This window comes from Bdellovibrio bacteriovorus, from assembly GCF_025558485.1.
GTDB classification, from domain to species: domain Bacteria; phylum Bdellovibrionota; class Bdellovibrionia; order Bdellovibrionales; family Bdellovibrionaceae; genus Bdellovibrio; species Bdellovibrio bacteriovorus_G.
On the sequence record NZ_CP102930.1, the window covers coordinates 338,249 to 362,604 of the forward strand.

Consider the following 24,356-nt stretch of genomic DNA (forward strand, 5'->3'; position numbering starts at 1 on the left):
GACAAAAAGGATTTACATCTGCTATGAAAAGGCATGGATTTAAAAGAGATTCTTCAGAAAGCCCATCCGGCCAAAGTGCTTGCAGTTTCCAAACTTCAGCCCGCCGACAAGATTCGCGACCTGTACAGCAAAGGACAGCGCCGCTTCGGCGAAAACTATGTTCAGGAAGCACTGGAAAAACAAAAGCTTCTGGCCGATTTGCCGGACATTGAATGGCATCTCATCGGACATCTGCAAAAAAATAAGGCCCGGATGGTCGTCGGAGCCTTTCATCTGATTCACTCGGTGGATTCTTTGGAACTGGCCCAAACGCTCAACCGCCAGTGCGAAACCAAAGGCCTGCAACAAAAAATTCTTATTCAAGTCAATCTGGCGCAGGAGGAATCCAAGGATGGTTTTTCAAAAGAAAAACTTTTGGAATGCTGGAAGTCCCTGACAGCACTGGTGCATTTAAATATTTTTGGTTTTATGACCATGCCACCATTAACCGAAACCGGGGCAGAAGTGCGTCCTTACTTTGTGGAGCTGCGTGAATTGCGCGATCAACTGAAAACGATGACGGATCTTCAAGTTCATCCACTGACAGAGCTGTCAATGGGCACGAGCCATGATTACCCTGTCGCAGTTGAGGAAGGTGCAACAATCGTACGGCTTGGGACTATTTTATTTGGCGAACGCCCCGCCAAAGGGTAGGATCACTATATGAATCCCTTGTTGAAATCGCAAAAAGTCGGCTTTCTTGGGGCAGGAAATATGGCGCAAGCCATGATTAAAGGTCTCATCGAAGGAGGCCTCCCTGCCAAAAATATTTACGCTTCCAATCGCTCCGAAGGAAAACTTCACAAACTCGCAGAAACTTACCATATCAATCCGGTGTCAAGTAACGATGAACTGGTGGATAAGTGCGATATCATTATCCTTGCAATTAAACCGCAGGATCTTCTGAATGCTCTGGAGCCCGTCACACGCAGCTTTGATGAACATAAAATTGTCATCAGCGTGGCTGCGGGAATCCGCATGGAAAGCCTGGAACGCTATGTTCAGGGCGCCCGCCTTGCACGCGTGATGCCGAACACCCCGTCCCTGATCGGCCGTGGTGTGATTGGGTATCTGCTGAATGATGACGACGACGGAGGCCTTGAGGCCACCGTGGAAGATTTGTTCACACCACTGGGCCGGGTGATTCATGTCGGCGACGAGGATCAATTTGAAGCCCTGATGGTTTCCTGCTCCAGCGGAACCGGCTTCGTCTTTGAAATGATGATGTACTGGCAGGACTGGATTGAAGAACACGGCTTCTCTGTCGAAGAGGCCCGCCTGATGACCATCGAAACCTTTGTGGGAGCGTCCCTTCTGGCCGCACAAGCCCGTGAAGGCGTCGAAGACCTTCAGGCCCGCGTCACTTCCAAAAAAGGTGTCACGGCAGCTGGACTTCAGTCCATGAGAGAGCTTGAGATCGAACGCGCTCTTCGCATCAGCTTTGAAAAGGCGGCGATGAGAAACAAAGAAATGGCCCGGGAAATCAAATAGTCTTGCCCGCAGACAGACTCGGCCTTTATCCTTAATTCATATTGTTCAAGGAGGAACAAGATGAGAATTACTCCTATCGATATCGCACACAAGTCTTTTGGTAAAAAGATGATGGGACTTGATGCTGACGAGGTTATGGATTTCCTTCAGCAGATCGCGGCACAAATGGAAGCTCTGATTCAAGAGCGTAACACTCTAAAAGAAGCCATCCGCGAAAAAGAACTTTCCTTGATGGAATACAAAGAGCGTGATCAGGTTTTGAAAGAAACTATCGCCACAGCCACCCAGATGGCAGATCGTCTGCGTCAGGATGCAGACCGCGAAGCGAAGCTGATTATTGCGGATGCTCAGCAGAAGGCTGAAATTATCACTCGTGACTCTCGTGATTCATTGAAAAAAATGTATCAGGAAGTAACCGAGCTAAAACGTGCACGCATGCAGTTTGAAGCCAATTTAAAAGCTCTGGCTCAGGCACACTTGTCACTGTTGGAACAAGGCGAGAAATACATGCCTCAGGCTCAGCTTCCAAATCACAACATTGTGAACGGAAATGGCAATGCAGGCCGCTCTCCAAACGTGTCTCCGCTGTCAGCAGAATAATTCCGGTTTTCTTCATGATTGAAACAACAAAAGGTGGAGTTCGGCTCCACCTTTTCATTCAGCCTAAAGCCTCCAAAAACGAAGTTGTGGGTCCTCACAACGGCGAACTTAAAGTTAAAATCACAGCTCCGCCCATTGACGGCCGCGCCAACGAAGGCCTGATCGAATTCATGTCCGATCTTTTTGATATTCCGAAAAGAGATGTTGTGCTGGTCAAAGGCGACACCGGCCGGCATAAGGTTGTTGAACTCTGCGGCCTGAGCGAAGAAACGGTCCGGGGCATTTTAAAAGTACCCCGGGAATAATTAACGGCCTCTTTGCTTCTTGTTGGATTTCAGTTCGATCTGGAATTCCGTATTATCCAGTTCCTGTTGCAACTGATCCTGATTCACGCGCTTGCGCTTCTTAGCCTTGGTGGGACGTGGTTTAAACAGGTTCTGATCCACGCCATCATCAAGCTGCTCCTGAAAGCGTTGAACCTTTTTCTGCGAACTCATTTCGCTTTCTTCATACATATTGGAACGGTAGTTCGGAACCGGATTTGCAACTGGCGCCACGTACTCCTGCTCTGAATACCCCTCGCTCATATCAAAACTATAGCGCAGGAAGCCTCCCACATGAAAACCCGCAGCAGCATTGGAACCTGTCAAAGTGGTTCCCCCGTTAACCTGCAAAGTCCATTTGGGCGTCATCAGCCAGGTTGCATAAATCTGGGAATCCATCAGGTTGGGCTTCACCCCGTAAAACTTCATCGAACCCGCATTAACCCCGCTGATATAAGAAGTCCGCAAGGCCTCTGTCACATCCGTCGTGTCATCAGAAACACTCTGATAACCGAACAGTTCTCCACCCAAACGGAAGCGGTTCATTTTAAACTGCGCCCCCACACCCCACGGCATCAGGAACGAACGTCCACCGCTGCGGAAGTTAAACCCCAACCATCCATAGCCGCGCAAAGTTCCAAAGTCTTTTTGGGCAATCAAACGGGAGCGAACCTCAAAAACACCCTCAGAATTCAGTACGGTATCCGAAGCAGGGTCCACCTCTTCAAACGGCATGACGGCAATGATTTCAGGAATCAGCTGGAACGCATCTGAATACATCAGAAAATCAAAGCCCACAGCCGCTTCACTGAAGGAGCTATTGCCACGAGTTGCAACAGAATCCTTGCTTTCAGCATTGGAAACCGTTCCCCAACCAAAAACAGACCAGTTTCTTTTTGGGGTGTAACGAGTCCCAAAGGACGAATCCAACAGGGAATAGGTATTTCCACTGGGAAGATTCTGACTTCCCCCGCCAGAAGACGGATAGTTGGCTTCAGAATAGAAGTAGTTAACAGACGCCTCAAAATCCCAGCGATCCCGCCGGAACTCTTTGTAATTATCCACAGCCAGAGCTGGCAATGAAATCGAAAAAATACTTAAGAAGGCAATTGCCCAACGCTGAAGATTATTTGCCATTTTCATAACTTCCTAATATTAACAAGCCTATGACGGCGACATCAAACAAATCACAGCTAGCGATCATCTTTTTCACTGTTTTCCTGTATTTAGTGGGCTTTGGTGTGGTTATTCCAATTCTCCCCATCCTAAGTCGCAACTTCGGTGCTTCGGCACTCGAAACAGGTTTGCTGCTGTCTGTGTATTCTTTGATGCAGTTTTTGTTCTCGCCATTCTGGGGTCGCCTGAGTGACCGCTATGGCCGTCGTCCGATCTTACTATTTTGTCTGGTTGGCGAAACTTTTTCTTACATCATGTTCGCATGGGCACGTTCTTTGGAATGGCTGTTTGTCGCTCGTCTGCTGGCGGGCTTCTTCGGAGCCAGTCTTTCCACAGCCTCAGCATATATTTCTGACATCACCCCTAAACACGAACGCTCCAAAGGCATGGCTTTGATTGGGGCTGCGTTCGGTCTGGGCTTTGTTGTCGGCCCGGCTCTGGGAGGCGGTCTGGCCGTATGGGGTCAGCATATTTCCGCAGCGGCGCACTTTGACACATCTTTTGCCTCTTACTGGGTTGCGGGACTTTGTTTTGCCAACTTCCTGTTCGGTATGAAGTTCTTGAAAGAATCCTTAAGTGAAAAAAGTGAATCTGCAGCCAAGAAAAAACGTTTTTCAATCATGTGGCAGTATCTGAACAAAAAAACTGTCGGCCCGTTGATGGTCATTTTCCTGCTAAGCTCTTTAGCGATGTCTTCCATGGAAGCCACACTGATTTTATTCATGGGCGAAAAGTATCAATGGGACGTTAAACAGGTCAGCTTCGGTTTTGCTTATATTGGTTTAATCATCATCTTTACTCAAGGCTTCCTGGTGCGCCGTCTGCTGCCGAAATGGGGCGAACGCAAAGTTCTGCGCTTGGGCATATTGCTTCTGGCTCTGGGATTAACTGGTATCGCGGTGGTGGACACCATCGCCGGCATGGCCGTAACCATGACATTACTGTCGCTGGGCAACGGTCTGGCGAATCCATCCACACTGGGAAGCATCAGCTTACTTTCTGATTCCTCAGAACAAGGGGCCGCGATGGGGGTCACTCAAAGCATGGCCTCTTTGGGGCGCATTTTAGGCCCCGCTTTGGGCGGATTCCTTTACGGATCTGTTGCCATCACTTCACCCTTCTGGGCTTCAGGTGTCATGGCATTTGCCGGACTTATGATCGTTGTTGCTATTTATAAACTTATTCCAGACCACGGCCGCGTAGGATAACAATATGGAATTCAACTCTATCGGTTACTTTCAATTCGACAATCTGATCCAAACACGCACGCCATTTCTGCTGGTCATCCTGGATCAGGTGGATCTTTCGGACTGGTACAAAAGTGTCACAAAAATGCACTTGGACAACATCAGTCTGCACTGCCAAATGGAAAATGTACTGGAATCGGTGAAATCCAAAAGCCTTCCGCCGCACTTTGCCGTCGTCGTTTTGGACAAAGATGAAAAATCCAGCCCCCAGGTGGTCACACAGCTTGAAGGTGCCGGATTCATTAATAGTTTCTTTGTCAAAGGTGGTTTGCAAGGGTTGCTAACCGAGCGCCAACAATAATTTGACACAGAAGCCGCCGCTTTTGTTAAAGCCTTGTTGTTGATTCATACGGTTTGTAACATACTGGGTACATCAAAACTGAAACTTTAAACAAGGATGTACCATGAAAAAGTTTTTGATCGCAGCTATTGCAACGACAGGTGCTGAAATATGACGGTGGCAAGTGGGTGCCGGCTGATGATATGGGAACCTCAGGAGCATTGACCGGCCTGACCGGCGATGTTTCCTCCAGCGGGGCCCCCTCAGCAACAGTCACTCTTAACGACAACGTAGTGACCTCTGCAAAAATCGTCGATGGCACTATTGTGAATGCCGATATTGCGGCAGGTGCGGCCATCACCGACAGTAAGCTGGCAACGCTCACGACTGCGGGCAAAGTTTCAGGCAATGCCATCATTTCGGGAACCATCGGGGGTAGCACAGCTATTAATACAAGCGGCCTGATTCAGACCTCCACAGGACTGCGCGTGTATTCAGGCTCCAATTATGTGGAGTTGAAAGCGCCGACTTTATCACAAAATACCAGTTATGAACTGCCCTTTTCCGACGGCAGTACAGGCCAGCTTTTGACGACGGACGGTGGCGGTAAACTTTCGTGGACCACGATCACCACCAGTGGTGGCACAGTGACGGGCGTCACGGCTTCGGCGCCTTTGGTCAGTTCCGGAGGCACAGCTCCGGTGATTTCACTGAATAATTCCGGCGTCGCAGCAGGAACCTATGACCGGGTGACCGTGACGGCCAAAGGTTTGGTCACCGGAGGCTCTAATGTCACAGCGACGGATCTTCCAAACTTAGCGGGTGATGTAACATCCACTGCGGGATTAAGTAATTCCAAAGTTGAAAAAATCCAAGGCATCCCGGTGGCCAGCACCACTCCGTCCCTGGGGCAAATACTGATGTTTGATTCCAGCAAATGGAATGTTCAATACTTTGGCTTTGGTGAATTGCGTTCCACGGTCACAGGAAATACACAAATGCCCGCCTCTTGCGCGACGGCGAATAAAACTCTTAACTGGAGTGCTATCACCGACACATTCACTTGTGCGAATATTGCCATCGCCAATACACAGGTATCGGGGCTAGGCACCGCTTCCACGAAGGATTTCGGAGACTCCGCCGGAAATCTGGTCGAACTGGATGGCTCCGGGAAAATTCCAGCGGCATTGCTTCCAGCATCAGGTGATAACCTGGGGAATCATACCGCCACTACAAATCTGAACATGGGAACTTACAATATCACCAACGCAGGTAAAATCTATCTGGCCGATGGTGCCTGGAATACTCCGTCTTTGAGTTTTGCCAGCAGTCCATCCACGGGGATTTCCAACAGTGGCGGGATTATGAAATTCACTTCCGGCGGAAATCTGGCCATGGATTTAAGTGCGACATCGCTGATCCTGAATGGTTCCTTCGGACCTTTGATGCGACTTGGAGGAGGCTCCTTCACCGCAGCCAATCCAACGTATTCCTTCGGTGGATACAGCTCTTCGGGAATGTTTCCGGGCACAGGAATGCTTGGCTTTAGCGTCAACGGAACAGAACGTCTGCGTATGGACAGCAACGGCATGATAGGCGTGGGCACGACTTCTCCGACCCGCCGCCTGCATATCGTGGGTGACGGCACTGACTATGGCGATGACATCTTTATGGAAGGTGTGAATTCCGAAACAGCCGTGCCTCAAATCAGTTTGGTCCGCTCCCGCGGTACAGCTTCGACTCGCAATCCAATTTTAGCCAATGACACCATTGGCACTTTGGCATTCCGCGGATACGACAACTCTACTCATGCCTACAGTGCGCGTATTTCCTCGAATGCGGAAACAGACTTTGCAACAGCCGTGAATGGAAATCTGCGGTTTTATACCGCAGCCGCAGGAACTGATGCCGAACGTATGAGAATCACCGGTTCAGGCAATGTCGGTATCGGCACGACCAGCCCCCTGTCCACCCTGCACATTAAATCCAACGAGGCCGATGTTGTCATGGACGGAACCAATCCATTCGTGGTGCAGCGAAGCACCGCTTATCCGACTGCCAGCATGGAAGTGGCGGGAATTGGCTATCGCTCTGAATCCCCCACACCTTCTACGAACTTGTGGCCGCCGCAGGCCAATGTCAGCTTCCGCGCCACGGAAAATCACACGGCCTCGGCTCAAGGAACCGGGCTCAGTATTTCCACCACGGCAAATGGTTCCACGACTCGCCAGGAACGCGTGAAAATTGATGGCGCTGGTGACGTGACAGTCATGGGTAAACTTATCGGTGCAGTGAAGGACACTTCCGGAAATTCTTTAAGAGCCTGTGTCGGATCGAGCAGTCCCGGAGGATGGACATATTATGCCGTCAATACAACTGGCGGCACCTGGTGCTCGGCTTATAAAGACATCTCGACAAGTTCCTGCAACTTTAGCACGGTCTTTAACTACTTCCCAACCCTGGATGCCAGCGTGGGAAGCCACTGGGTCACCTTCGGAGCGACATCAGTTTATAATATCACCCCGACCAGCTTCCGTATTTACATCGGGATTTTGGGGTCTTATGACTCAACCAACTGCAATGCTTCCGCAGTTCCGCACAATAGCTATGGATACTATATCCGCTGGATGGGCGTCGGCCTTTAATTGCAAAAACACTAACGCAGATGAATCCACCCAAACAGGTGTATCACCAAAAAGAGCACAGCGGGCAGAAGACTCCAAAGGGCCCTTTTCTTGAACTGCGCACTGGAAATCACCGCAATCAGGAAGAACTTGGAAACAAAACTTGCCAACAGGGACAGCTCTACAAGTTTTTCATATTGCTCCAGCCCCACTTTATCAGCCGCCAGCAACTGTGCCGTGGAAATTAGCGCCCCATGCACTTCAAAAAGCGACACCACAAACGTCAAAGCCATCAGGCCTTCCGTCCCCAGCCACTGTTGGGCCCCGCGACTGGCTGCTAAAATAAGAACAATAAAGATCGTAAGCTTTAAAGACTCTGTCACATCCAGAATCTTTTCCGGCCCTCTGGCTATCGCCCGGGGACGACTTTGCCTGCGCCATAAAATAACAATCATCACTGCGGTGATCGCAAATAGAATCAGAAAGTGCAGGCGCACGACCTGTAAAGCTTCCAAACTGCCCGCGCCCACCAAGACCACCGCCTGCAAAAGCATCGCTAGAATTGCCGCATGCATGGCCGCCATACGCACACTTTGTGAACCTTCCGTTTCATGACTGTCTTTGGAAAGGCTGACCGTGGTGGCCGTACTTGATAACAGACCACCTAAAAAGCCCGTCATCAGCACCCCGGCACGGTGTCCGATAATTCGGGAAAACACGCTTCCCATCACTTGCAATGCCGAAAGCGCAAAGAACATAAAAAGAATCTTTTGCGGACGGAACAGCCCCCAGGGATCTATCGACCCGGCCGGAACCAAACGGGATGCCACAAAAAGAAAGAGCAGGAATAATCCTGCCCTTACCCATTGATTTTTCATCAAGTGCTACACCATTTTGAAACGAACACGCTTTGGACCGGCATTTTCACCCAGACGGCGTTTGCGGTCTTCTTCGTACTCTGTGAAGTTTCCAGGGTAGAATTCAATTTTAGAATCACCCTCGAACGCCATGATGTGTGTGCACACACGATCCAGGAACCAACGATCATGCGAAATCACCACAGCAGATCCACCGAACTCAAGCAGCGCTTCTTCCAGCGCACGCATGGTGTTTACATCCAGATCATTCGTTGGCTCATCCAGCAGCAACAGATTCGCGCCTTCTTTAAGGATCTTGGCCATGTTCACACGGTTTCTTTCACCACCGGACAATTGACCGACTTTCTTTTGTTGGTCAGAACCAGAGAAATTGAACCAGGAAACATACTGACGGGCATTGATTTCACGCGTGCCCAACTGGATCACGTCCGCGCCGCCAGACAGCTCTTCATAGATGGACTTGTTCGGATCCAAGGTTTCACGTGTTTGATCCACGTAAGCAATCTTGACTGTTTCGCCCACTTTGAAAGTGCCAGAATCCGGAGTTTCCTTGCCCGTGATCATACGGAACAACGTGGATTTACCCACACCATTCGGCCCGATCACACCCACGATAGCCCCTTTAGGAATCGTGAAGCTGACATCATCCAGAAGAACCTTGTGATTATAGGCCTTGGTAATTCCATGAGCTTCCACCACAATATCGCCCAAACGAGGTCCCGGCGGAATGTAGATGGACATCTCCTGAATCTTCTCTGGGGACGCCTCTTTCAACAAGTTTTCATAATTGGAAATACGTGCCTTGGATTTAGCCTGACGAGCTTTCGCCCCCTGACGAATCCAGTCCAACTCGCGCTCCAAAGTGCGCGCTTTACGAGCCTGATCTTTGGCTTCATTGGCCTGACGCTTGTCTTTTTGCTCCAACCAGCTGGTGTAGTTCCCTTTCCAAGGAATACCTTCGCCGCGATCCAGTTCAAGAATCCAACCCGCCACATTGTCCAGGAAATAACGATCGTGCGTAACAGCAATAACAGTTCCCGGGAACTTGGACAGATATTGTTCCAACCATGCCACGGATTCCGCATCCAGATGATTCGTCGGCTCGTCCAAAAGAAGAATGTCAGGTTCAGACATGATCAGACGGGCCAAAGCCACACGGCGTTTTTCACCTCCGGAAAGGTTCGTCACCGGGGAATCCCCATCTGGACAGCGAAGAGCATCCATCACGATTTCGATCTTCTGATCGACGTCCCAAGCACCCAAAGCCTCCAGCTTTTCCTGAAGCACACCTTGTTTTTCGATCAATTTATTCATCTCATCCGGATCCAAATCCGGGTCAGAGAACTTGTCGTTGATGGCGTTGTATTCTTTCATCACTTTTGGAAGCTCGCCCATGCCTGCGAAGATGTTTTCTTTCACAGTCAGTGTTTCGTCCAATTGCGGTTCCTGCTCGAAGTAACCAACTTTCATTGTTTTGGAAGGGAAAGCCTCACCCAGGAAGTCCTTATCCACGCCTGCCATAATTCTAAGCAAAGTGGATTTACCAGAACCGTTCAGACCCAAAACACCGATCTTGGCGCCATAGAAGTAAGAAAGATAAATATCCTTCAGCACATATCTTTGTGGAGGATATACTTTACTTACGCCCTTCATTGTGTAGATAATCTCTTGAGACATGATGTCACACTCCTAAAAAGACCGTTTTCGGCAATGGAATTGATATACGCGAAGTAATCTACCAGCCCAAAAACGCTTGTCAAATGGAGTTCCATTTATCACACTATCGGCCCCTGCGCAGGACGCGCTTTCAGATAGAAAACCGGATTTCCGGCATAAAAAGTAAGCAAAAAGCTGAAAACAACGGACAGAAACTAACATTTAATGAGTGGCAACAACTTAGAGCGGCAGCAAAATACCAATTTAGACGCGCAGAATTCCCCGGAAAAACCGGAGAAGCGTGAGCCCGCATCTAAAAAGTCCCTCTTTGGAAATCTGAATACTGATCTGAAAAACGCCCTCGACACCTGGGAAACCCTGACCGAAGAGATGACCAACAAGATTTCTCCGGAAGAAGAACAGCTGCAGGAAGTCAAACGCCTGTTAGGCGAACTGAAATCCAAACTGAATCAATTCGACGAGTAAGGGCCAAGCCCCTACTCCAGCTCCCACAGCCAACGATCCAACGCCGCTTCAAAATCAGAAAACCGCGCATTTTCCCTTAAAGAAATCCGCCGTAAACTGTTGCTTTGAAACTGACCTGGGACAAATTCCACCTGAACCTTCGCTGTCGCCAACGGCTGAAAGGATGCCGTCACGACATCCCCCCATCCGCTGGCGGCAAGCCAGTTCTGAACCTCGCCAACGATTTGCTGTGCCCATCGTCCATCCTGTCCCTGCACCCGGATCACACCAACCTTTGACATGACAGCCGCCTTTACTGATGCCATTTCTGAAGTTTTTCCAGCTTTTCAATCAGCTCGGCCTTTTGCTCTGGAGTCAGCGTCTTATGCAAAGCCGCGACGCGATCCAGATATTTATCGACCTTGGTATCCATGCGTTCCTGGCGAGCTTTGATCAGCTCTTTCACTTTGGCCTTATCAAGATCTTCAGACAAAATCATGCTCTTGATGTCGCCTGCCATGGAGGCGCGCTGAGCTTTGTGTTCAGCAAAGTCCTTTTTCATTTCACCCACGATATCTGCCAGCAAGGCTTTCTGCTGTTCATTGAAGTCCAGCTTATTGGCGATCTTTTCACTGATCGCGGTCATCTTTTCTTCCGGCGAGCGATGACATCCTGACGCTAGAAAACCCAGACTGCCCACGGCCACCACCATTGCAAAAGCCCGGGACCATTTTCTATTTTTTCTCATAAGTGACTCCTTAATAAGGGGGTTGTTTCTGAAGTCAGTTTAAGATGCCCGAGGAAGGAATTGGTTGCTGGCCTGTTAATGATTGTAACAAATTGTAACTGCTTGATTATGCTGGGTATTTATCTTTGGATTTAAACGCTTTTCGACTAGAATAAAACCATGAATCGCATACTTCTGATCGATGACGATCAAAAACTTGGAGAGCTTTTACGTCAGTACTTTCAACAGTTCGATCTGTTGATTGAGCAATCCACGACACCTTCGCAAGCGCTGCAAAGTCTGCGCAGGGACCGCTTTGATGCGATCATTCTGGATGTCATGCTGCCAGAAATGGACGGCTTTGAAGTCTGCAAAAGAATCCGCAGCTTCAGTGACATTCCCATCCTGATGCTGACCGCCCGGGGTGAAACCTCGGACAAGGTGCTGGGACTGGAACTGGGAGTGGACGACTATCTGCCCAAGCCTTTTGAATCCCGTGAACTGGTGGCACGAATCAAAAGCTTGATTCGCCGTTCGAAAAAAACGGCCTCAGGAAGCCGCCTGAAATCCGGAGACTTGATTTTGGATGTGCAACAACGCGCGGCCTTTTTGCAGGAACAAAATCTGAACTTAAGCACTCATGAATTCGAATTGCTAAAACTACTGATGTCCCATTCAGGCCAAAGCCTTTCCCGGGACCGCATCATGGATGAACGTATTAACCGAACAACAAGGTCCTCGATGCCACCAAGGCCCGTCTGCGCAGCGAAACCGTCAATCTGCAACAGCGTCTGAATAATTCTTTGAGTGAAAATGGCATCCGTCAGATTTATGACGATCTTCATCTGCGCGCCCGCGTGGCGGGTTTTGAAGATCTTGCCAACAACCAAGGGCTGCCGTCCTTTGCCGAGATCACGAAAAAGGACGATGGGCTGACTGCGAAGATCGCCCTGGGAAAATACGACGGATATTATTTTGCGGAACTCAAAGGGGCGGAACCCCGCACGGCCTGGTTTATTGCCACCTCCGACATCCCTCGTTTTCTGGCATTCCCCTTTATCGGGATTGCCGGATTTATTCTGCTGATTCTGATTCTAAGCTTTTTGACGATTCGTTGGATGATGTCCCCGATGAAGGTCATCATTCAGGGCGTGAACAAGATTTCCACCGGAGACCTGAAGTACCGCATTCAAACCCGCCACCATGACGAATTCCAACTGATCGCAGAAGCCTTCAACAACATGGCCGATGGCCTGGAAAAAATGATCGTTTCCAAAGAACGCCTGCTCCGCGATGTCAGTCACGAACTGCGCAGTCCCCTGACCCGCGTGGGCGTGGCGGTGGATCTGATGAAGGACGATTCCCTGAAAGAGTCCGTGAAAGATGACTTGCGCAAAATGGAAACACTGGTATCAGAAATTCTGGAATCCTACCGTCTGAAAGAAGGCGCCACCTCATTGCGTAAATCCGCAGTCCCTTTGCATGACCTGATCGAGGGCGTGGTTGCTGACTATGAAAACACCAGTCCCGGCGTCAAAATCACGTCATTACCGCAAGTGATCTTGGATCTGGACGGTATGCAAATCGAAAGGGTTCTAAGAAACCTGATCGAAAACGCAATCAAGTATTCCCGCCCCGATTCCAAACCAATCATCGTCAGCCTGAACAAAAACTGCAATGACTGGATGATCTCTGTAAAAGACGACGGCGTGGGCATCACCACCAAAGATCTGCCCCACATCTTCGAACCCTTCTATCGCGCCGACACCGCCAGATCCCCCGGAACCTCGGGTTTCGGCCTGGGCCTTTCCATCGCCCACTCAATCATGCAAGCCCACAACGGCGACATCACCGTCACCAGCCAAGACGGCAAAGGCGCAGAGTTCACTCTCAAGATCCCATCCCCAACAAAGTGCTAACAAACTACCTGTTCAATTATTCAAGAAAGTTCGAAGCCATTTTTGCGAGAGCTTCGGGATGACTGCCACGGCAGGGGCCTTTGCCGGCGCCCGGAAGGCGCGAACCGCCAAAGGCGGCGGCAACTGAGCCCGGATGGCGTGCCCCAGAGTGGCAGACAGCCCGAAGCTCTCGCAAAAACTGCGTGCTTAGGACTTACGGTCGTGCTTGCTTCCACCCAAACATTCAGGACTAACAAAATTCAGAGTATCTTTCTGCACATCCCATTCAGAAGGCGTCAAAGCCTTCTGGGTTAAAGCGTGCAGACCACTTTGTAATTCGGACTTCAACAGGTCGTTGACGATTCTTTGGCGGTCGATGCGGGATTTGCCTTCGAAGGCGTCAGACACCACCAGCACCTTGAAATGCGTCTCGCTGTTGGGCGGGACAGAGTGCATATGGCTTTCGTTTTCCACCCCTAGCTCCAGCGGAGCCAGGGACTGGTTTAAGATGTCACGGATTCTTTGTTCGCGCGAAGACATTACTTAGTGATTTCTTTTGTCGATTTTGGACTTGATCAGATCAATTCCCATTTTCGCCATGGCAAAGACGCCTTTTTCTTCCAGCTTCTTTTCCACGTCTTTGGCTTTGCGCAAAGCTTTTGCCGCTGCCACTTGCGCCAAAGGATTCCCCACGGGAAGACCTTCAAACTGACCGTCCTTCACCCATTCGTCGGCCACGGAATCCGCCAGTTCCATTACTTTCGGAGCTTTCTGACGAATCATTTCACTGCCGTAGAAATCCAGATGAACTTTTTGGGGCTCGTCTTCCGATCTTGAGAAGTTTTGAGTGTCTTCATCAAAAATCGGTGCGCCTTCAGAAACCATTTTTTTAGCTTCCAAAACAGTCTCATCGATTGTCACACCTTCGTTTTGCGCTTCGGTGTTGATCTCTTGCGCCTCATCCATGGTCACCGCAGCTTCGGCTTGAATTTCCTCAGCTTCAGCCATGATCTCTTCGGTCTGCGCCTCGTGGTGAGGGCGACGTTTTTTAGAGTGGTGGTGCTTCTTTTTTCCGTCGTAATCTTTGATCTCTGGCATGACACTTCCTTTTAAGCAAATCCCAGCATTTCGCGGGTCACAAAATCATAATCGGATTTCACCGGGGATTTCCCGACAAAAAGGCTTTTTCCGGACCGCACAGTATTTTTCACCTCGGAAGAAGTTCGAATATACCCCTTCATCAGTGAATCTTCAAAAGACTCAATACACTTTTGTAAAAGCTCATGACTGAAGTTCTCACGACCATCAAACTTGGTAAAGAGAACTTTCTTCTTAAAGCCCAGACCGAAGTCCGCCCTGATATCTTCCAGTTCACTCAAATTCTTTTGCAGTCCCAGAAACGCAAACTTGTCCGGGTTCACTGGCAGAATCACCTCATCGGAAGCCACAGTGACAGCCGTATTGGTCGCACTCAAAGCCGGAGCCGTATCGATCAGAATCAGATCATAGCGATGTTTGATTTTTTCTAAAGGTGCTTTGACAGCCTGGGCCCAATTGCGATTGGAATTTAACAGCACCCGATCCAGAACCGAGTTGTTCAAGCTGGATGGAATCAGATCCACATGAGGTTCGACAAAGCGCACACATTCCTCGATGCTCTTTTTCTTTTCCACCACATCCACCCAGACCGGAAGACTTTCGTCCTCCACGCCCAAGGCAAAACTTAAATTGGCTTGCTGATCCAAATCGATGAACAACACTCGCGCGCCGTACATCGCCGCTCGCAGTCCCATGTTCAAAACAGAAGTGGTCTTTGCCACGCCCCCTTTGAGCATCTGAACAGAAATAACTTTTTGCGGGTATTTGTAACCTTCAGCCAACAGAAGAGCTCGCACTTCCTCGGGAAGCAGCCACGGGGATTTCAATTTCTTTTGCAGAACGACCTCAGCTTTGGCCTTCACCTGATTCGGAGCCAGCTCCATGAAGGAGGCTAAATCGCTGAGAGTGATGCAAAACTCTTGTTGCGCCAAAGTGGACATGAAGTACCTCCGTCAGTCCCTCAAGCCTACAAGCGAGTTTTTGCCTTGGAAACACGCAGCGCACCAACTTTTCCGTTCATTACAGCTCGGGCGCGCCTTCCAGATGCTGGACTTCATAGCGCAGCAGTGACCGCATTTCTTCAATGTCGAACTTATAGGACCAGAGTAATTGTTCTCGCATGCGTTGAATTTGCAAGCGTTGCTCGACACTTAGAGGCCGCAGGGCCTCGGCCATGTGAACCAAATGAAGATCCACCTCGCGCTTAAAATCACCATAGTCCGTGTCATCTTCCTTGTCTAAAAACTCTAGAAATTCGTGAACGCTGGGATTCATGGGTCACCTCACGACACTATTTTGCCAAAGCCCCCGGTTCCTGCACCACTTTGCTGCCCCTGTATTGCCAATAATCATACCCCCCGCTAGACTGACCCCCAGAGAAAAGAAAGAGGAACCTCCCCATGGCACCGGAACTTGCTGCGGCTTATGTAATTGGCTGGATACCTTCGGCCGGCATCACGGGACTGCACCTGTGGCTGCATCGAAAGAAAATCAAATCCCCTGCCTATCGACAGCTGCAAAACAATCTGAAAAAAATCAACCTGACCTGGCGGGAGTCCCGTTCTGATATCGAGCCGCTTTACGAAGGCAAAGAAGAAGCCGACCTCAAGGCCTATGAAAAAAATATTTTCCTGATGGGGGCGTTTTTTCTGTTTCTTAGTTGGGGCGGCTTCATTTTTAATCTGATAGTGCTTGTCTCGGTCCATGCCCTGGCGGTATCCCGTAAAGAACGCTGGATCATGGACAGTGATCTGACACGAAAAGATGTTTCACCCGAAGACGTGCAAGCCATCCTGAAGGAGCTCCCGTGAATCTGCCTGTTTTGGCGCAAAGTCCGAAATGGATCGCTATTGATAAACCCGCTGGCGTTTCCGTTCATAATGAAGCCAACGATGTGTTGCATCTTCTGCATCGCCAGTTAAGCCTTCCTCTGGAAAATCTGCATCTGGTTCACCGGCTGGACAAAGAAACCAGCGGAGTTCTGCTGGTCGCCAAAGACGCCACTACCGCCGCAAAACTGGCCGAGCAATTTCAAAATCATCAGACGGAAAAAACTTACTACGCCGTTTTGCGTGGCAGTCTGCCCGTCAGTCCCGACTGGCTGGAGTGGAATCAACCTTTAAGTGACAAAGCCGAAGGACGCAAGAATCCCCAAGGTATGAGCAAGGACCGCGTTCCCGCGCAAACCCGGTATCGCATCACCGAAGCTAACAAGTATTTTTCTTTGGCGGAGGTGCGCCTGCTGACAGGACGCCAGCATCAGATTCGCAAGCACACAGCCCTGGCCAAGCACGCTATTTTAGGGGATTCCCGTTACGGTGATCCCAAGTACAATGAGCGCATGGCCGGAATCTATCAGACCTCGCGCATGTTCCTGCATGCGGCAAAGCTGGTCATTTCTTTTGAAGGTGCCTCTTTAACGTTTGAAGCACCTTTGCCGGAAGAGTTTTTAAAATTAGTCCACCAGTGATACTGGCAAAGCCCGGAAGATCGCGCTGAGCATTTCGGCTCCGGCTTCTGGCACCACCTTATCCACCGTATCGCGATGGGCGTTGGGTGCCACTTTCAAATTCGCAGTGTAATAACCCAGGGCCATGGCGTGAGGCCCATAGATCGGCACAATCAGTTCTTGCAAGCCCGTGTCCGGTGGCAGCACGGAAGCGGCAGATTCAACCAAACCATCCATCGGAGAGGCTTCCTCTGCATATCTGTAACTTGGAGTCTTCAAAAAGCCTTCCCACAAACTTCGATGAGTCACGCCATCCAGACCTTCAGGTACTGCCGGCATGCTGAGCCATTTCATGTTGGGGAAAAGGTTTTTAATCCCTTTCGGATCATGCCCTTCCCACGGGTTTTCAGCCAAAGAGGAAATCCCCTTTTTGGTTTCCGTCCGTCCCGTCACCGTTAAAGTGGTCTTCACAAATTTGGGAATCACGCCTTTGCTTTCCATCACGTAGTTCGCCACAAAGGAAGGACGGATCACTCCGGCCAGCGATACCATCAATTTTACTTTTTCCCGTTCCCGCAAAGACAGGGATTCACCGTGATTCAGGAAGAAAGTAATAAAGTCGGCAACACCTTTACTGGCGGCCACCAACACCACCTTTTTCAGTCGCGGCAAGCGTTGCGCCAGCATCTCTTTTAACATCACGGCGTTGTAATCACTGCCCAGTTCGGCATCAACCATCAGCATTTCTGAAGTAAACCCCATCCGTCTTAGTTCTTCTGCGGCTCGTTGAATCAAAGCGGCATTCTTGCTTTTTTCTCCGCCAATGCCCAACACCAGATAGACGCCGATGTCTTTGCGCTGATCTTTGCGGATGGTGGCTAAAGAATTCGGATAGGTCTTGTTAGTATTGCGAGTGGTTTCAATAATGCGCTTACGCATTTCGCCCTTGGAAGCATCTTTGTCACGAATAAGGTTTACAAAGACATCACGGGAAACTGCCAGACCGTTATAATAGGCCACGTGACGCGCATATTTTAAAAGATCCAGCTCCCCTTCCGGGGAATAGTGAGTTGGCAGTGGCGACACAATCGCCTTGCCACAAGAGCCCCCGCTGACGAAGATGCCCCAGCACTGTCTGATTTCCAAGGGCGCATCTTTTCTGACAGAGATTTTATTCCACTCGATATTTACGACGTGACTGTCACGGCTGAGCAGGCGGTTCACGCGGAACTGACGCAGGAATTTGGATTCCGCATTGTATTCCAAATGCGATGCCTTGCTGGTCAGGTACGGCTGAAAGACTTGCGGAATTTCATGCCAGCCGGTTTCCGGCAGATCTAACTGAGGCATCGCCGCACTGACAGTTTGACTTACCAACATCGCTGTCATCAAAGCTTTCATGTTCCAAATCTTCATACCGTTCTGTCTGGAAGAAAGTCTCATAATGAGACATCCTCGGCAGCAGCCTCCACAGACTTGGGAAGCTGCGAAGACGGTGCCAGATGAAATCCCGGCGGCAATCAAATGAAAGTGGTTTTATCAGTTAAGATTTGTTGAACGCGTTGACAGCAGGACGTTTCAAGCGCCTGTTGTTTCCACGGCGTTTGCGAACACGGACCTATTTTTTGACGTTACTGCCAAGCTTGCTATCAAGCTTGGAAAGGAAACTTGCCACCAGATCTTCACGTTCCTGCCCCACGACCGGACGGGCGCCCAGTGGAAACTCGGTGTAAAGCTCTTTGGGAAGTTCCAAAAGGAATCGCGAAGGTGCCACGGGTTTTACCACGCCGTTGCGTTTGCGTTGCTGACAGCGCGACATCACCAGGCGTTTCTTGGCTCGGGTCACACCGACATAGAACAAGCGGCGTTCTTCATCGATGTCAGAACCCAGGTTTTTATGCGGCAGAAGATCTTCTTCCAACCCCGCCAGAATCACCACCGGGAACTCCAGCCCCTTGGAGGCATGCAAGGTCATCAGTTGAACTTTGTTTTCCAGTTCTTCTTCGGACATATCATCCCGCAAAAGCATCGAATCCACGAAGGACTTGATGTTTTCCACGTCATAAGAACGACGTCCCAGATAAGCATCCAAAATGCGCCCCAGAATCTCGACCACCATCCATTTTTTTTCGGCACTGGTGGGGTCTGCGGCGGTACCATAGACATATTCACGATACCCGATGTCCTGGAAGATCTGAACCATCTTGGCCCCTGGGGTCGAACCCACCTGGAAATCCAAAATGTTCTTCGGAAGATTCTCGATAAATAGCATCAGGTTGTCGATGGATTCCCCGGCTTTATCCTGGACTCCGGCTTCCTGCCAGAAGCGGCAGGCATCGACAAAGTTGATTCTTTTTTTCAGCGCAAATTCACTGAGTTTTTCAATCGTCGTGTCACCAATTCCGCGAGACGGGACGTTGATAATACGACGCAAAGACACTTCATTCGGAGCCAGGGCTTGCTTCAGGTAAGCCATCAGATCCTTGATCTCTCGACGATCGAAAATCGAAGTGCCGCCGGAAATATGATAGGGCACATTCGCACGACGCAAAGAGGACTCAATCAAGCCCCCTTGGGTGTTTGAACGATACAGCACGGCCATATCCTTGTAGCTGTAACCCTGTCTTTGGAAATTCAGAATTTCACTGACGACGAATTCACATTCGTCCTCTTCTCGATCCAGAATAAACAATTCCGGAAGCTGCCCGGTGTCTTCAGCAATCTGCGGGCGCAGAATCTTGCCGTGACGGTTTTTGTTTTTGGAAATAGCGGCATTGGCCACGGCCAGAATTTCAGCCGAAGAACGATAGTTGCGTTCCAGCTTGATCACTTCACACGGAGTGAATTCCTGTGGGAAATTCAGAATATTTTTTACTTCCGCCCCACGCCAGCCATAGATGGACTGATCATCGTCGCCCACCACAGAAATATTGTTATGACTTTGCACGATCTGGGCGATCAGATCCATCTGCAGACGATTGGTGTCCTGGAACTCATCGACCATCACTTGCGTGAACATGCCCTGCACTTTTTCCAGGATTTCCGGATTTTCCTTAAGCAACGTCAGCGGCTTGATTAAAAGCCCCTCAAAGTCCACAACACCCAGATGTTCCAGACGCTTGGTGAATTTCGGGGTCAGAACCTCGACCATCTCGTGATATTCATCAAACGCTTCGGTCTGCGGCGCCATCCCCGTGCGACGGTCATTGATCATGTTCAGGATTTTATCCGTGTCGAACTTGTCCTTGCTGGAGTTCTTAATATCTTTCACCAGATCTTTGACAATGGCATTGCAGTCACTTTGATCGACAATCCCAAAATACGGAGAAAGCCCCGCATGCTTGTGGAACCGGCGCAGGATCTGCAATCCGAAAGAGTGGAAAGTCCCCGCCCACATGCCCGTCCCGGCACTGCCCAGCTTGGCACTGACGCGATGTTTGAGTTCGCGCGCGGCTTTGTTGGTGAAAGTAAGAACGCAGATTTCCTGAGCCTGTGCCACACGCTCGGAAATCAAACGCCCGGTTCTGGAAACCAGAACTGTTGTCTTGCCTGAACCGGCCCCCGCCAAAATCAACAAAGGCCCGAAGTTGTGCTTCACGGCCTTTTGTTGTTCGGGGTTGAGCCCCTTGAACCAATCCATTAATTTTTATTCTTTCAAAAACTACTGACGATTGTGGATCAAAGTACGAACTTCGTCTTCAAACACAACTTCAATTTTATCATTCAACGCATCCTTGATGAAACCCATGCCGAACTTAGGATGTTGAAGCTTGGTGTTTTTTTCAAACTTGCCCTTCATGTTGTAAGTCGCAGTGGCTGCGCTTTCATTCGCCATCAGCATTTCATATTCGTTGCGGTGGCTGGATTTGCGGGAGTTCATTGTTTGCTCACGTTTTTTCGCAGCCGCCCCCGTCAAAGGCTTGCCGGTTTTAGTTTGAGCTTTAGGAAGAGAATACGTCTTTTGAGAACCACAGATTTCGCATTTAATCTTTGCGGATGTTGCCGAAGTGTGAGCCAGAACAACGTGGTATCTATCAGCATCACATTTCTTACAAAACGCAAAAAAGGATTTCGCGACGGGTGGCAGAGTATTCATCGACATGGTTTCTTCCTATCTAGTATTGTTGTTTCAAACTGTAAATCATCAACTGTTCATCAAGCTTCTTCTGGGCGATCTCTCCGGCGCTGAGATAGAACGGCCCTTCATTGCGCTCAATGCGCTGTTGGAAGCCCAACATGCTCTCTTCTTTCTTCGGATCGATGAACGTGCCGGTCGGTCCGTAGTTTTCCAAGAACGCCAGGTCCGGCTCCTTATTGAAGAACTTTTCCCAGCATTGAGTATTTACCTGTACACGGTAAGTAATAGTTTTAGCATGAGAATGCACCGGAGCGTAAGCCCCAATTACCTCTAAATGACCATAATGCGAGTGCAGCTTCAAAGCCGGACTTCCCCACTGAGTCATTCCGGAGCATTGCTCCACGTTTGCGTACCAAAGCCCGAAAGCCTTGGACAGGAAACCTAGACCATAAAACTGCTCTTCCTTCGGCAAAAGAGAGTTTACCGAACACAGGTTGTGGGCCACCCACTCGCCCTTATGCATCGTCGGAATGATGATAAATAGCGACAAAGGAATCCAATCCATGTCGTCCAAAGCTTCGACTTCCTTCAAAACACCGGAAGTTTTAATCGGAGACTGGGACGCCGGGAACTTCTTAGGGTCCAGCGCCTCGCGCGCCGCCTTGGACAAAGCTGATGGACGAGCTGCAAAGCCCGCCACAAACCCTGGCATCACCGCACAGTCGTAAAAAACCCAACGCGGCATGGCCATATTAGAAGGCCCAAAGGCACGTTCTTCCAGAGAATAAATTCTGTCAGCAAAGGCCAGCTCTTTGACATCCAGAGGATTTTTGATGATTGGAGACTGGGTAAACCAGTTCAGGCGATGCACCGACCCCGGCTGAGCAATCTGGTTTTCGGGACGCACAAAGACGTAGGGTCTGATGTCATCCTGATTCATCCAGTCCGCTTTAGCCAATAGTGGGTTCATACTTCTCCAGTTCTTAAGTTGCTCCAGCTTGCGCGCCTGCCGGCGCTCCAGCTCTGCCGGCTGCCGCCGAGCTTCAGCTCTGCCGGCTAGCGCCGATCATGTCCTGTGGTTTTACTACTTTATCAAACTCTTCGCCAGTGAGGAGTCCAAGATTGATGGCTTCTTCGCGCAGTGTTGTGCCGTTTTTATGGGCAGTTTTGGCAATCTTGGCTGCATTGTCATAGCCAATATGAGGATTCAGCGCCGTTACCAGCATTAAAGAGTGCTCCAGGTGCTTCTGAATTTGTTTATGGTTGGCTTCAATTCCCGAAACGCAGTGGTCGGTGAAGGACTCGCACGCATCCGCCAGCAGACGAATCGAGTTCAGCACGTTAAACACAATCAACGGCTTAAACACGTTCAACTCGAAATGCCCGGTTGCTCCGCCAATGCTGACAGCGACGTGATTTCCCATCACCTGTGCACAGACCATTGTCATGGCCTCGCTTTGGGTGGGATTGACCTTGCCCGGCATGATGGAGCTGCCAGGTTCATTTTCCGGTAAATGCAGTTCGCCAATACCGCAGCGGGGACCTGATCCCAAAAGACGGATGTCGTTGGCAACTTTCATCAAAGACACAGCAGCAGAATTTAATGACCCGCTGACTTCCACCAAAGCATCATGTGCGGCCAAGGCCTCGAACTTATTTTCGGCAGAAACAAACGGCAGTCCTGTTTCTTTCGCGATCTCTGCCGCCGCCTCCACGGCAAACTTCGGATGGGTGTTCAACCCTGTTCCAACAGCGGTGCCCCCCAAGGCCAGTTCGTAAAGATGTGGCAGGGTGTTTTTCACTCGCTGAATGGTGTGTTTTAATTGCGTGGCATAGCCTGAAAACTCTTGCCCTAAAGTCAGCGGCGTTGCATCCATCAAATGCGTGCGGCCGATCTTCACGATGCTTTGGAATTCTTTTTGTTTGTGTTCCAGCGCCTTGTGCAGTTTTTCCAGCATCGGCAGCAGGCGGTGATGGATCTGCTCTCCCACAGCAATGTGCATCGCCGTTGGGAAGGTGTCGTTGGACGACTGCCCCTTGTTCACGTCATCATTGGGATGAATGTCCTTACTGGGAAGCTTGGTGCCGGTCATATCCATCGCTCGATTGGCGATGACTTCGTTGGCATTCATGTTGGTCTGAGTGCCCGAACCCGTCTGCCACACCACCAAAGGAAAATGTGCATCCAGTTTACCTTGAATCACTTCATCAGCAGCCTTGATAATCAGGTCGGCTTTTTTTGTATCCAAAATTCCCAGCTTTTGGTTTGTCACAGCAGCAGATTTTTTTAAGATCCCCAGCGCGCGAATCATTTCGCGTGGAAAGCGGTCCCCGCCGATGCGGAAGTTCTGCGTGGACCTTTGCGTTTGGGCACCCCAAAATTTATCTGCGGGAACCTGCACATCACCCATGGTGTCTTTTTCAATTCTAAATCCGCTGCCTGACATACTTAAACTCCTTTACGAGCGACCTGACCGACATGGGCCTGATCGGTGGGATAAATCACAAGTTCCTGAATATTTACATGAGCCGGACGAGCCGCACACCACGCGATGGTTTCTGCAATATCCTTGGCCATCAACGGGGTCATGCCCTCATAGACCTTGTCGGCTTTAGCCTGGTCCTTCAATCGCACCACTGAGAACTCAGTATTCACCATGCCAGGTTCAATGTTTGTGACGCGAATCCTGGTGCCCAGTAAATCCATACGCAGTCCTTCGGACAGGGCGCGCACCGCAAACTTCGTTGCGCAGTACACTCCCCCACCCGGATAAGTCCAACGCCCGGCCACCGAACCTAAATTTATAATATGTCCGGAGTTCTTTTTCACCATGTGTTCCACCACTCCGCGGGTCATAAAAAGCAAACCCTTGATGTTGGTGTCGATCATGGTTTCCCAATCGTCCAAAGAGGCTTCCTGCATTTTTTCCACACCGCAGGCCAGCCCCGCATTGTTCACCAGAACTTCGATATAAGCCAAATCCGCTGCGTGAGCCTTCATAAACTCGCTGACTTCAAAGCGATCGGAGACATCAAAACTTGCCAGCTTCACCTGCACTTGCGGGAACTTGGCCTTCAGCTCATTTTGCAGTTCTTGCAGCTTTTCATAACGGCGCCCAGTCGCCAGAATGCAAAATCCCTGTTCTGCCAATGAATGAGCCGTCGCCCGGCCAATGCCCGAGGTCGCCCCGGTAATAAGTGCCCATTTCGTCATAATTCACCTCACCTCTAAGACGATAGCAGGCCGTCAAGAGCTTGGGTATGGCACATGGTTTTCAAAAACCAGCCCGACGCGGCGCACTCCAAAAAGGTACGGCGTACCTCTGA

The 24,356-nt window shown here is 50.0% G+C and carries 27 protein-coding genes; 12 read left to right on the forward strand and 15 right to left on the reverse strand.

Translation table 11 applies throughout. The annotated features are described in order from the left end of the window. Positions 1 to 33: 33 nt before the first annotated feature. The 4 genes from EZJ49_RS01775 to EZJ49_RS01790 are packed head-to-tail and all read left to right on the forward strand — an operon-like array spanning position 34 to position 2,435. A complete protein-coding gene (locus EZJ49_RS01775) occupies positions 34 to 693 on the forward strand; it encodes a YggS family pyridoxal phosphate-dependent enzyme (protein ID WP_262553792.1) in 660 nt (219 codons plus the stop codon). Positions 694 to 702: 9 nt separating this feature from the next. Next, the gene (locus EZJ49_RS01780) at positions 703 to 1,530 is read left to right on the forward strand and encodes a pyrroline-5-carboxylate reductase family protein (RefSeq protein WP_262553793.1); all 828 of its coding nucleotides are present in this window, start codon (positions 703 to 705) and stop codon (positions 1,528 to 1,530) included. Positions 1,531 to 1,590: 60 nt separating this feature from the next. After that, complete coding sequence (locus tag EZJ49_RS01785; RefSeq protein WP_262553794.1) at positions 1,591 to 2,130, forward strand: DivIVA domain-containing protein; 540 nt, start codon at positions 1,591 to 1,593, stop codon at positions 2,128 to 2,130. Positions 2,131 to 2,144: 14 nt separating this feature from the next. Further along, positions 2,145 to 2,435, forward strand: coding sequence for a DUF167 domain-containing protein (locus EZJ49_RS01790; protein WP_262553796.1), 291 nt, complete (start codon positions 2,145 to 2,147; stop codon positions 2,433 to 2,435). Here EZJ49_RS01790 and EZJ49_RS01795 read toward each other — a convergent pair whose 3' ends face one another. After that, positions 2,436 to 3,590 (reverse strand): hypothetical protein, encoded by a 1,155-nt coding sequence (locus EZJ49_RS01795; protein ID WP_262553797.1) that lies wholly within the window; start codon positions 3,588 to 3,590, stop codon positions 2,436 to 2,438. Between the two features lie 29 nt (positions 3,591 to 3,619). Between EZJ49_RS01795 and EZJ49_RS01800 the strand changes: the two genes are divergently transcribed. The 3 genes from EZJ49_RS01800 (at position 3,620) to EZJ49_RS01810 (ending at position 7,801) form a co-directional block, all read left to right on the forward strand. After that, positions 3,620 to 4,837 carry an MFS transporter gene (locus EZJ49_RS01800; protein WP_262553798.1) on the forward strand — a complete coding sequence of 406 codons (1,218 nt, stop codon included), beginning with the start codon at positions 3,620 to 3,622 and terminating at the stop codon, positions 4,835 to 4,837. Positions 4,838 to 4,841: 4 nt separating this feature from the next. Continuing rightward, positions 4,842 to 5,177 carry a rhodanese-like domain-containing protein gene (locus EZJ49_RS01805; RefSeq protein WP_262553799.1) on the forward strand — a complete coding sequence of 112 codons (336 nt, stop codon included), beginning with the start codon at positions 4,842 to 4,844 and terminating at the stop codon, positions 5,175 to 5,177. 128 nt (positions 5,178 to 5,305) lie between these two features. After that, positions 5,306 to 7,801, forward strand: a complete 2,496-nt coding sequence (locus tag EZJ49_RS01810; protein WP_262553801.1) for a hypothetical protein — start codon at positions 5,306 to 5,308, stop codon at positions 7,799 to 7,801. 11 nt (positions 7,802 to 7,812) lie between these two features. On the opposite strand, the gene EZJ49_RS01815 is transcribed toward EZJ49_RS01810, so the two are convergent. Together EZJ49_RS01815 and ettA are read right to left on the reverse strand one after the other, a co-directional pair. Further along, positions 7,813 to 8,658 (reverse strand): DUF4010 domain-containing protein, encoded by an 846-nt coding sequence (locus EZJ49_RS01815; RefSeq protein ID WP_262553803.1) that lies wholly within the window; start codon positions 8,656 to 8,658, stop codon positions 7,813 to 7,815. Between the two features lie 6 nt (positions 8,659 to 8,664). Then, positions 8,665 to 10,335: an energy-dependent translational throttle protein EttA gene (ettA, locus tag EZJ49_RS01820; protein WP_262553805.1), complete on the reverse strand. Its 1,671-nt coding sequence runs from the start codon at positions 10,333 to 10,335 to the stop codon at positions 8,665 to 8,667. 204 nt (positions 10,336 to 10,539) lie between these two features. On the opposite strand from ettA, the gene EZJ49_RS01825 reads away from it, so the two are divergent. Then, a complete protein-coding gene (locus tag EZJ49_RS01825) occupies positions 10,540 to 10,800 on the forward strand; it encodes a hypothetical protein (protein WP_262553807.1) in 261 nt (86 codons plus the stop codon). A gap of 11 nt (positions 10,801 to 10,811) precedes the next feature. Here the strand turns inward: EZJ49_RS01825 and EZJ49_RS01830 are convergent, their stop codons facing one another. After that, on the reverse strand, positions 10,812 to 11,081 hold the full coding sequence (locus EZJ49_RS01830; RefSeq protein ID WP_262553809.1) for a hypothetical protein: 270 nt from the start codon (positions 11,079 to 11,081) through the stop codon (positions 10,812 to 10,814). A gap of 11 nt (positions 11,082 to 11,092) precedes the next feature. Beyond that, positions 11,093 to 11,527, reverse strand: coding sequence for a Spy/CpxP family protein refolding chaperone (locus EZJ49_RS01835; protein ID WP_262553811.1), 435 nt, complete (start codon positions 11,525 to 11,527; stop codon positions 11,093 to 11,095). A gap of 159 nt (positions 11,528 to 11,686) precedes the next feature. On the opposite strand from EZJ49_RS01835, the gene EZJ49_RS01840 reads away from it, so the two are divergent. Both EZJ49_RS01840 and EZJ49_RS01845 read left to right on the forward strand, forming a co-directional pair. After that, positions 11,687 to 12,301: a response regulator transcription factor gene (locus EZJ49_RS01840; protein WP_262553813.1), complete on the forward strand. Its 615-nt coding sequence runs from the start codon at positions 11,687 to 11,689 to the stop codon at positions 12,299 to 12,301. Positions 12,302 to 12,309: 8 nt separating this feature from the next. Further along, on the forward strand, positions 12,310 to 13,425 hold the full coding sequence (locus EZJ49_RS01845; protein WP_262553815.1) for a sensor histidine kinase: 1,116 nt from the start codon (positions 12,310 to 12,312) through the stop codon (positions 13,423 to 13,425). A gap of 186 nt (positions 13,426 to 13,611) precedes the next feature. Here the strand turns inward: EZJ49_RS01845 and EZJ49_RS01850 are convergent, their stop codons facing one another. From EZJ49_RS01850 to EZJ49_RS01865, 4 genes are all read right to left on the reverse strand, one after another. Continuing rightward, positions 13,612 to 13,944 (reverse strand): BolA family protein, encoded by a 333-nt coding sequence (locus EZJ49_RS01850; RefSeq protein WP_262553816.1) that lies wholly within the window; start codon positions 13,942 to 13,944, stop codon positions 13,612 to 13,614. A gap of 3 nt (positions 13,945 to 13,947) precedes the next feature. Beyond that, the gene (locus tag EZJ49_RS01855) at positions 13,948 to 14,502 is read right to left on the reverse strand and encodes a hypothetical protein (protein ID WP_262553818.1); all 555 of its coding nucleotides are present in this window, start codon (positions 14,500 to 14,502) and stop codon (positions 13,948 to 13,950) included. A gap of 11 nt (positions 14,503 to 14,513) precedes the next feature. Next, positions 14,514 to 15,443, reverse strand: a complete 930-nt coding sequence (locus tag EZJ49_RS01860; protein ID WP_262553820.1) for a ParA family protein — start codon at positions 15,441 to 15,443, stop codon at positions 14,514 to 14,516. Between the two features lie 79 nt (positions 15,444 to 15,522). Further along, positions 15,523 to 15,777 carry a hypothetical protein gene (locus EZJ49_RS01865; RefSeq protein ID WP_262553822.1) on the reverse strand — a complete coding sequence of 85 codons (255 nt, stop codon included), beginning with the start codon at positions 15,775 to 15,777 and terminating at the stop codon, positions 15,523 to 15,525. 125 nt (positions 15,778 to 15,902) lie between these two features. On the opposite strand from EZJ49_RS01865, the gene EZJ49_RS01870 reads away from it, so the two are divergent. Together EZJ49_RS01870 and EZJ49_RS01875 are read left to right on the forward strand one after the other, a co-directional pair. Next, a complete protein-coding gene (locus EZJ49_RS01870) occupies positions 15,903 to 16,313 on the forward strand; it encodes a hypothetical protein (protein WP_262553823.1) in 411 nt (136 codons plus the stop codon). Further along, entirely contained in the window at positions 16,310 to 16,972 is a 663-nt protein-coding gene (locus EZJ49_RS01875) for an RluA family pseudouridine synthase (RefSeq protein WP_262553825.1), read from the forward strand. Before EZJ49_RS01870 ends, EZJ49_RS01875 begins: the two co-directional genes overlap by 4 nt. Here EZJ49_RS01875 and EZJ49_RS01880 read toward each other — a convergent pair. The 6 genes from EZJ49_RS01880 to EZJ49_RS01905 all read right to left on the reverse strand — a co-directional run bounded on the left by EZJ49_RS01880 (position 16,958) and on the right by EZJ49_RS01905 (position 24,246). Continuing rightward, positions 16,958 to 18,394, reverse strand: coding sequence for a hypothetical protein (locus EZJ49_RS01880; protein ID WP_262553826.1), 1,437 nt, complete (start codon positions 18,392 to 18,394; stop codon positions 16,958 to 16,960). The two genes, EZJ49_RS01875 and EZJ49_RS01880, sit on opposite strands and share 15 nt — an antisense overlap. Positions 18,395 to 18,569: 175 nt before the next feature. After that, positions 18,570 to 20,591 (reverse strand): ATP-dependent helicase, encoded by a 2,022-nt coding sequence (locus tag EZJ49_RS01885; RefSeq protein WP_262553827.1) that lies wholly within the window; start codon positions 20,589 to 20,591, stop codon positions 18,570 to 18,572. Between the two features lie 21 nt (positions 20,592 to 20,612). Continuing rightward, positions 20,613 to 21,053, reverse strand: a complete 441-nt coding sequence (locus EZJ49_RS01890) for a hypothetical protein (protein WP_262553830.1) — start codon at positions 21,051 to 21,053, stop codon at positions 20,613 to 20,615. A gap of 13 nt (positions 21,054 to 21,066) precedes the next feature. After that, entirely contained in the window at positions 21,067 to 21,999 is a 933-nt protein-coding gene (locus EZJ49_RS01895; RefSeq protein WP_262553832.1) for a hypothetical protein, read from the reverse strand. A gap of 73 nt (positions 22,000 to 22,072) precedes the next feature. Next, complete coding sequence (gene fumC, locus EZJ49_RS01900) at positions 22,073 to 23,476, reverse strand: class II fumarate hydratase (RefSeq protein WP_262553834.1); 1,404 nt, start codon at positions 23,474 to 23,476, stop codon at positions 22,073 to 22,075. Positions 23,477 to 23,478: 2 nt separating this feature from the next. Beyond that, positions 23,479 to 24,246 carry an SDR family NAD(P)-dependent oxidoreductase gene (locus EZJ49_RS01905; protein WP_410468753.1) on the reverse strand — a complete coding sequence of 256 codons (768 nt, stop codon included), beginning with the start codon at positions 24,244 to 24,246 and terminating at the stop codon, positions 23,479 to 23,481. Positions 24,247 to 24,356 lie beyond the last annotated feature (110 nt).

Excerpts from the sequence above, each read along its gene's own strand:
- EZJ49_RS01775 (WP_262553792.1), top strand. The coding sequence starts at position 34 with ATGGATTTAAAAGAGATTCTTCAGAAAGCCCATCCGGCCAAAGTGCTT.
- EZJ49_RS01780 (WP_262553793.1), top strand. The coding sequence starts at position 703 with ATGAATCCCTTGTTGAAATCGCAAAAAGTCGGCTTTCTTGGGGCAGGA.
- EZJ49_RS01785 (WP_262553794.1), top strand. The coding sequence starts at position 1,591 with ATGAGAATTACTCCTATCGATATCGCACACAAGTCTTTTGGTAAAAAG.
- EZJ49_RS01790 (WP_262553796.1), top strand. The coding sequence starts at position 2,145 with ATGATTGAAACAACAAAAGGTGGAGTTCGGCTCCACCTTTTCATTCAG.
- EZJ49_RS01795 (WP_262553797.1), bottom strand. The coding sequence starts at position 3,590 with ATGGCAAATAATCTTCAGCGTTGGGCAATTGCCTTCTTAAGTATTTTT.
- EZJ49_RS01800 (WP_262553798.1), top strand. The coding sequence starts at position 3,620 with ATGACGGCGACATCAAACAAATCACAGCTAGCGATCATCTTTTTCACT.
- EZJ49_RS01805 (WP_262553799.1), top strand. The coding sequence starts at position 4,842 with ATGGAATTCAACTCTATCGGTTACTTTCAATTCGACAATCTGATCCAA.
- EZJ49_RS01815 (WP_262553803.1), bottom strand. The coding sequence starts at position 8,658 with ATGAAAAATCAATGGGTAAGGGCAGGATTATTCCTGCTCTTTCTTTTT.
- ettA (WP_262553805.1), bottom strand. The coding sequence starts at position 10,335 with ATGTCTCAAGAGATTATCTACACAATGAAGGGCGTAAGTAAAGTATAT.
- EZJ49_RS01825 (WP_262553807.1), top strand. The coding sequence starts at position 10,540 with ATGAGTGGCAACAACTTAGAGCGGCAGCAAAATACCAATTTAGACGCG.
- EZJ49_RS01830 (WP_262553809.1), bottom strand. The coding sequence starts at position 11,081 with ATGTCAAAGGTTGGTGTGATCCGGGTGCAGGGACAGGATGGACGATGG.
- EZJ49_RS01835 (WP_262553811.1), bottom strand. The coding sequence starts at position 11,527 with ATGAGAAAAAATAGAAAATGGTCCCGGGCTTTTGCAATGGTGGTGGCC.
- EZJ49_RS01840 (WP_262553813.1), top strand. The coding sequence starts at position 11,687 with ATGAATCGCATACTTCTGATCGATGACGATCAAAAACTTGGAGAGCTT.
- EZJ49_RS01850 (WP_262553816.1), bottom strand. The coding sequence starts at position 13,944 with ATGTCTTCGCGCGAACAAAGAATCCGTGACATCTTAAACCAGTCCCTG.
- EZJ49_RS01855 (WP_262553818.1), bottom strand. The coding sequence starts at position 14,502 with ATGCCAGAGATCAAAGATTACGACGGAAAAAAGAAGCACCACCACTCT.
- EZJ49_RS01860 (WP_262553820.1), bottom strand. The coding sequence starts at position 15,443 with ATGTCCACTTTGGCGCAACAAGAGTTTTGCATCACTCTCAGCGATTTA.
- EZJ49_RS01865 (WP_262553822.1), bottom strand. The coding sequence starts at position 15,777 with ATGAATCCCAGCGTTCACGAATTTCTAGAGTTTTTAGACAAGGAAGAT.
- EZJ49_RS01870 (WP_262553823.1), top strand. The coding sequence starts at position 15,903 with ATGGCACCGGAACTTGCTGCGGCTTATGTAATTGGCTGGATACCTTCG.
- EZJ49_RS01880 (WP_262553826.1), bottom strand. The coding sequence starts at position 18,394 with ATGAGACTTTCTTCCAGACAGAACGGTATGAAGATTTGGAACATGAAA.
- EZJ49_RS01885 (WP_262553827.1), bottom strand. The coding sequence starts at position 20,591 with ATGGATTGGTTCAAGGGGCTCAACCCCGAACAACAAAAGGCCGTGAAG.
- EZJ49_RS01890 (WP_262553830.1), bottom strand. The coding sequence starts at position 21,053 with ATGTCGATGAATACTCTGCCACCCGTCGCGAAATCCTTTTTTGCGTTT.
- EZJ49_RS01895 (WP_262553832.1), bottom strand. The coding sequence starts at position 21,999 with ATGAACCCACTATTGGCTAAAGCGGACTGGATGAATCAGGATGACATC.
- fumC (WP_262553834.1), bottom strand. The coding sequence starts at position 23,476 with ATGTCAGGCAGCGGATTTAGAATTGAAAAAGACACCATGGGTGATGTG.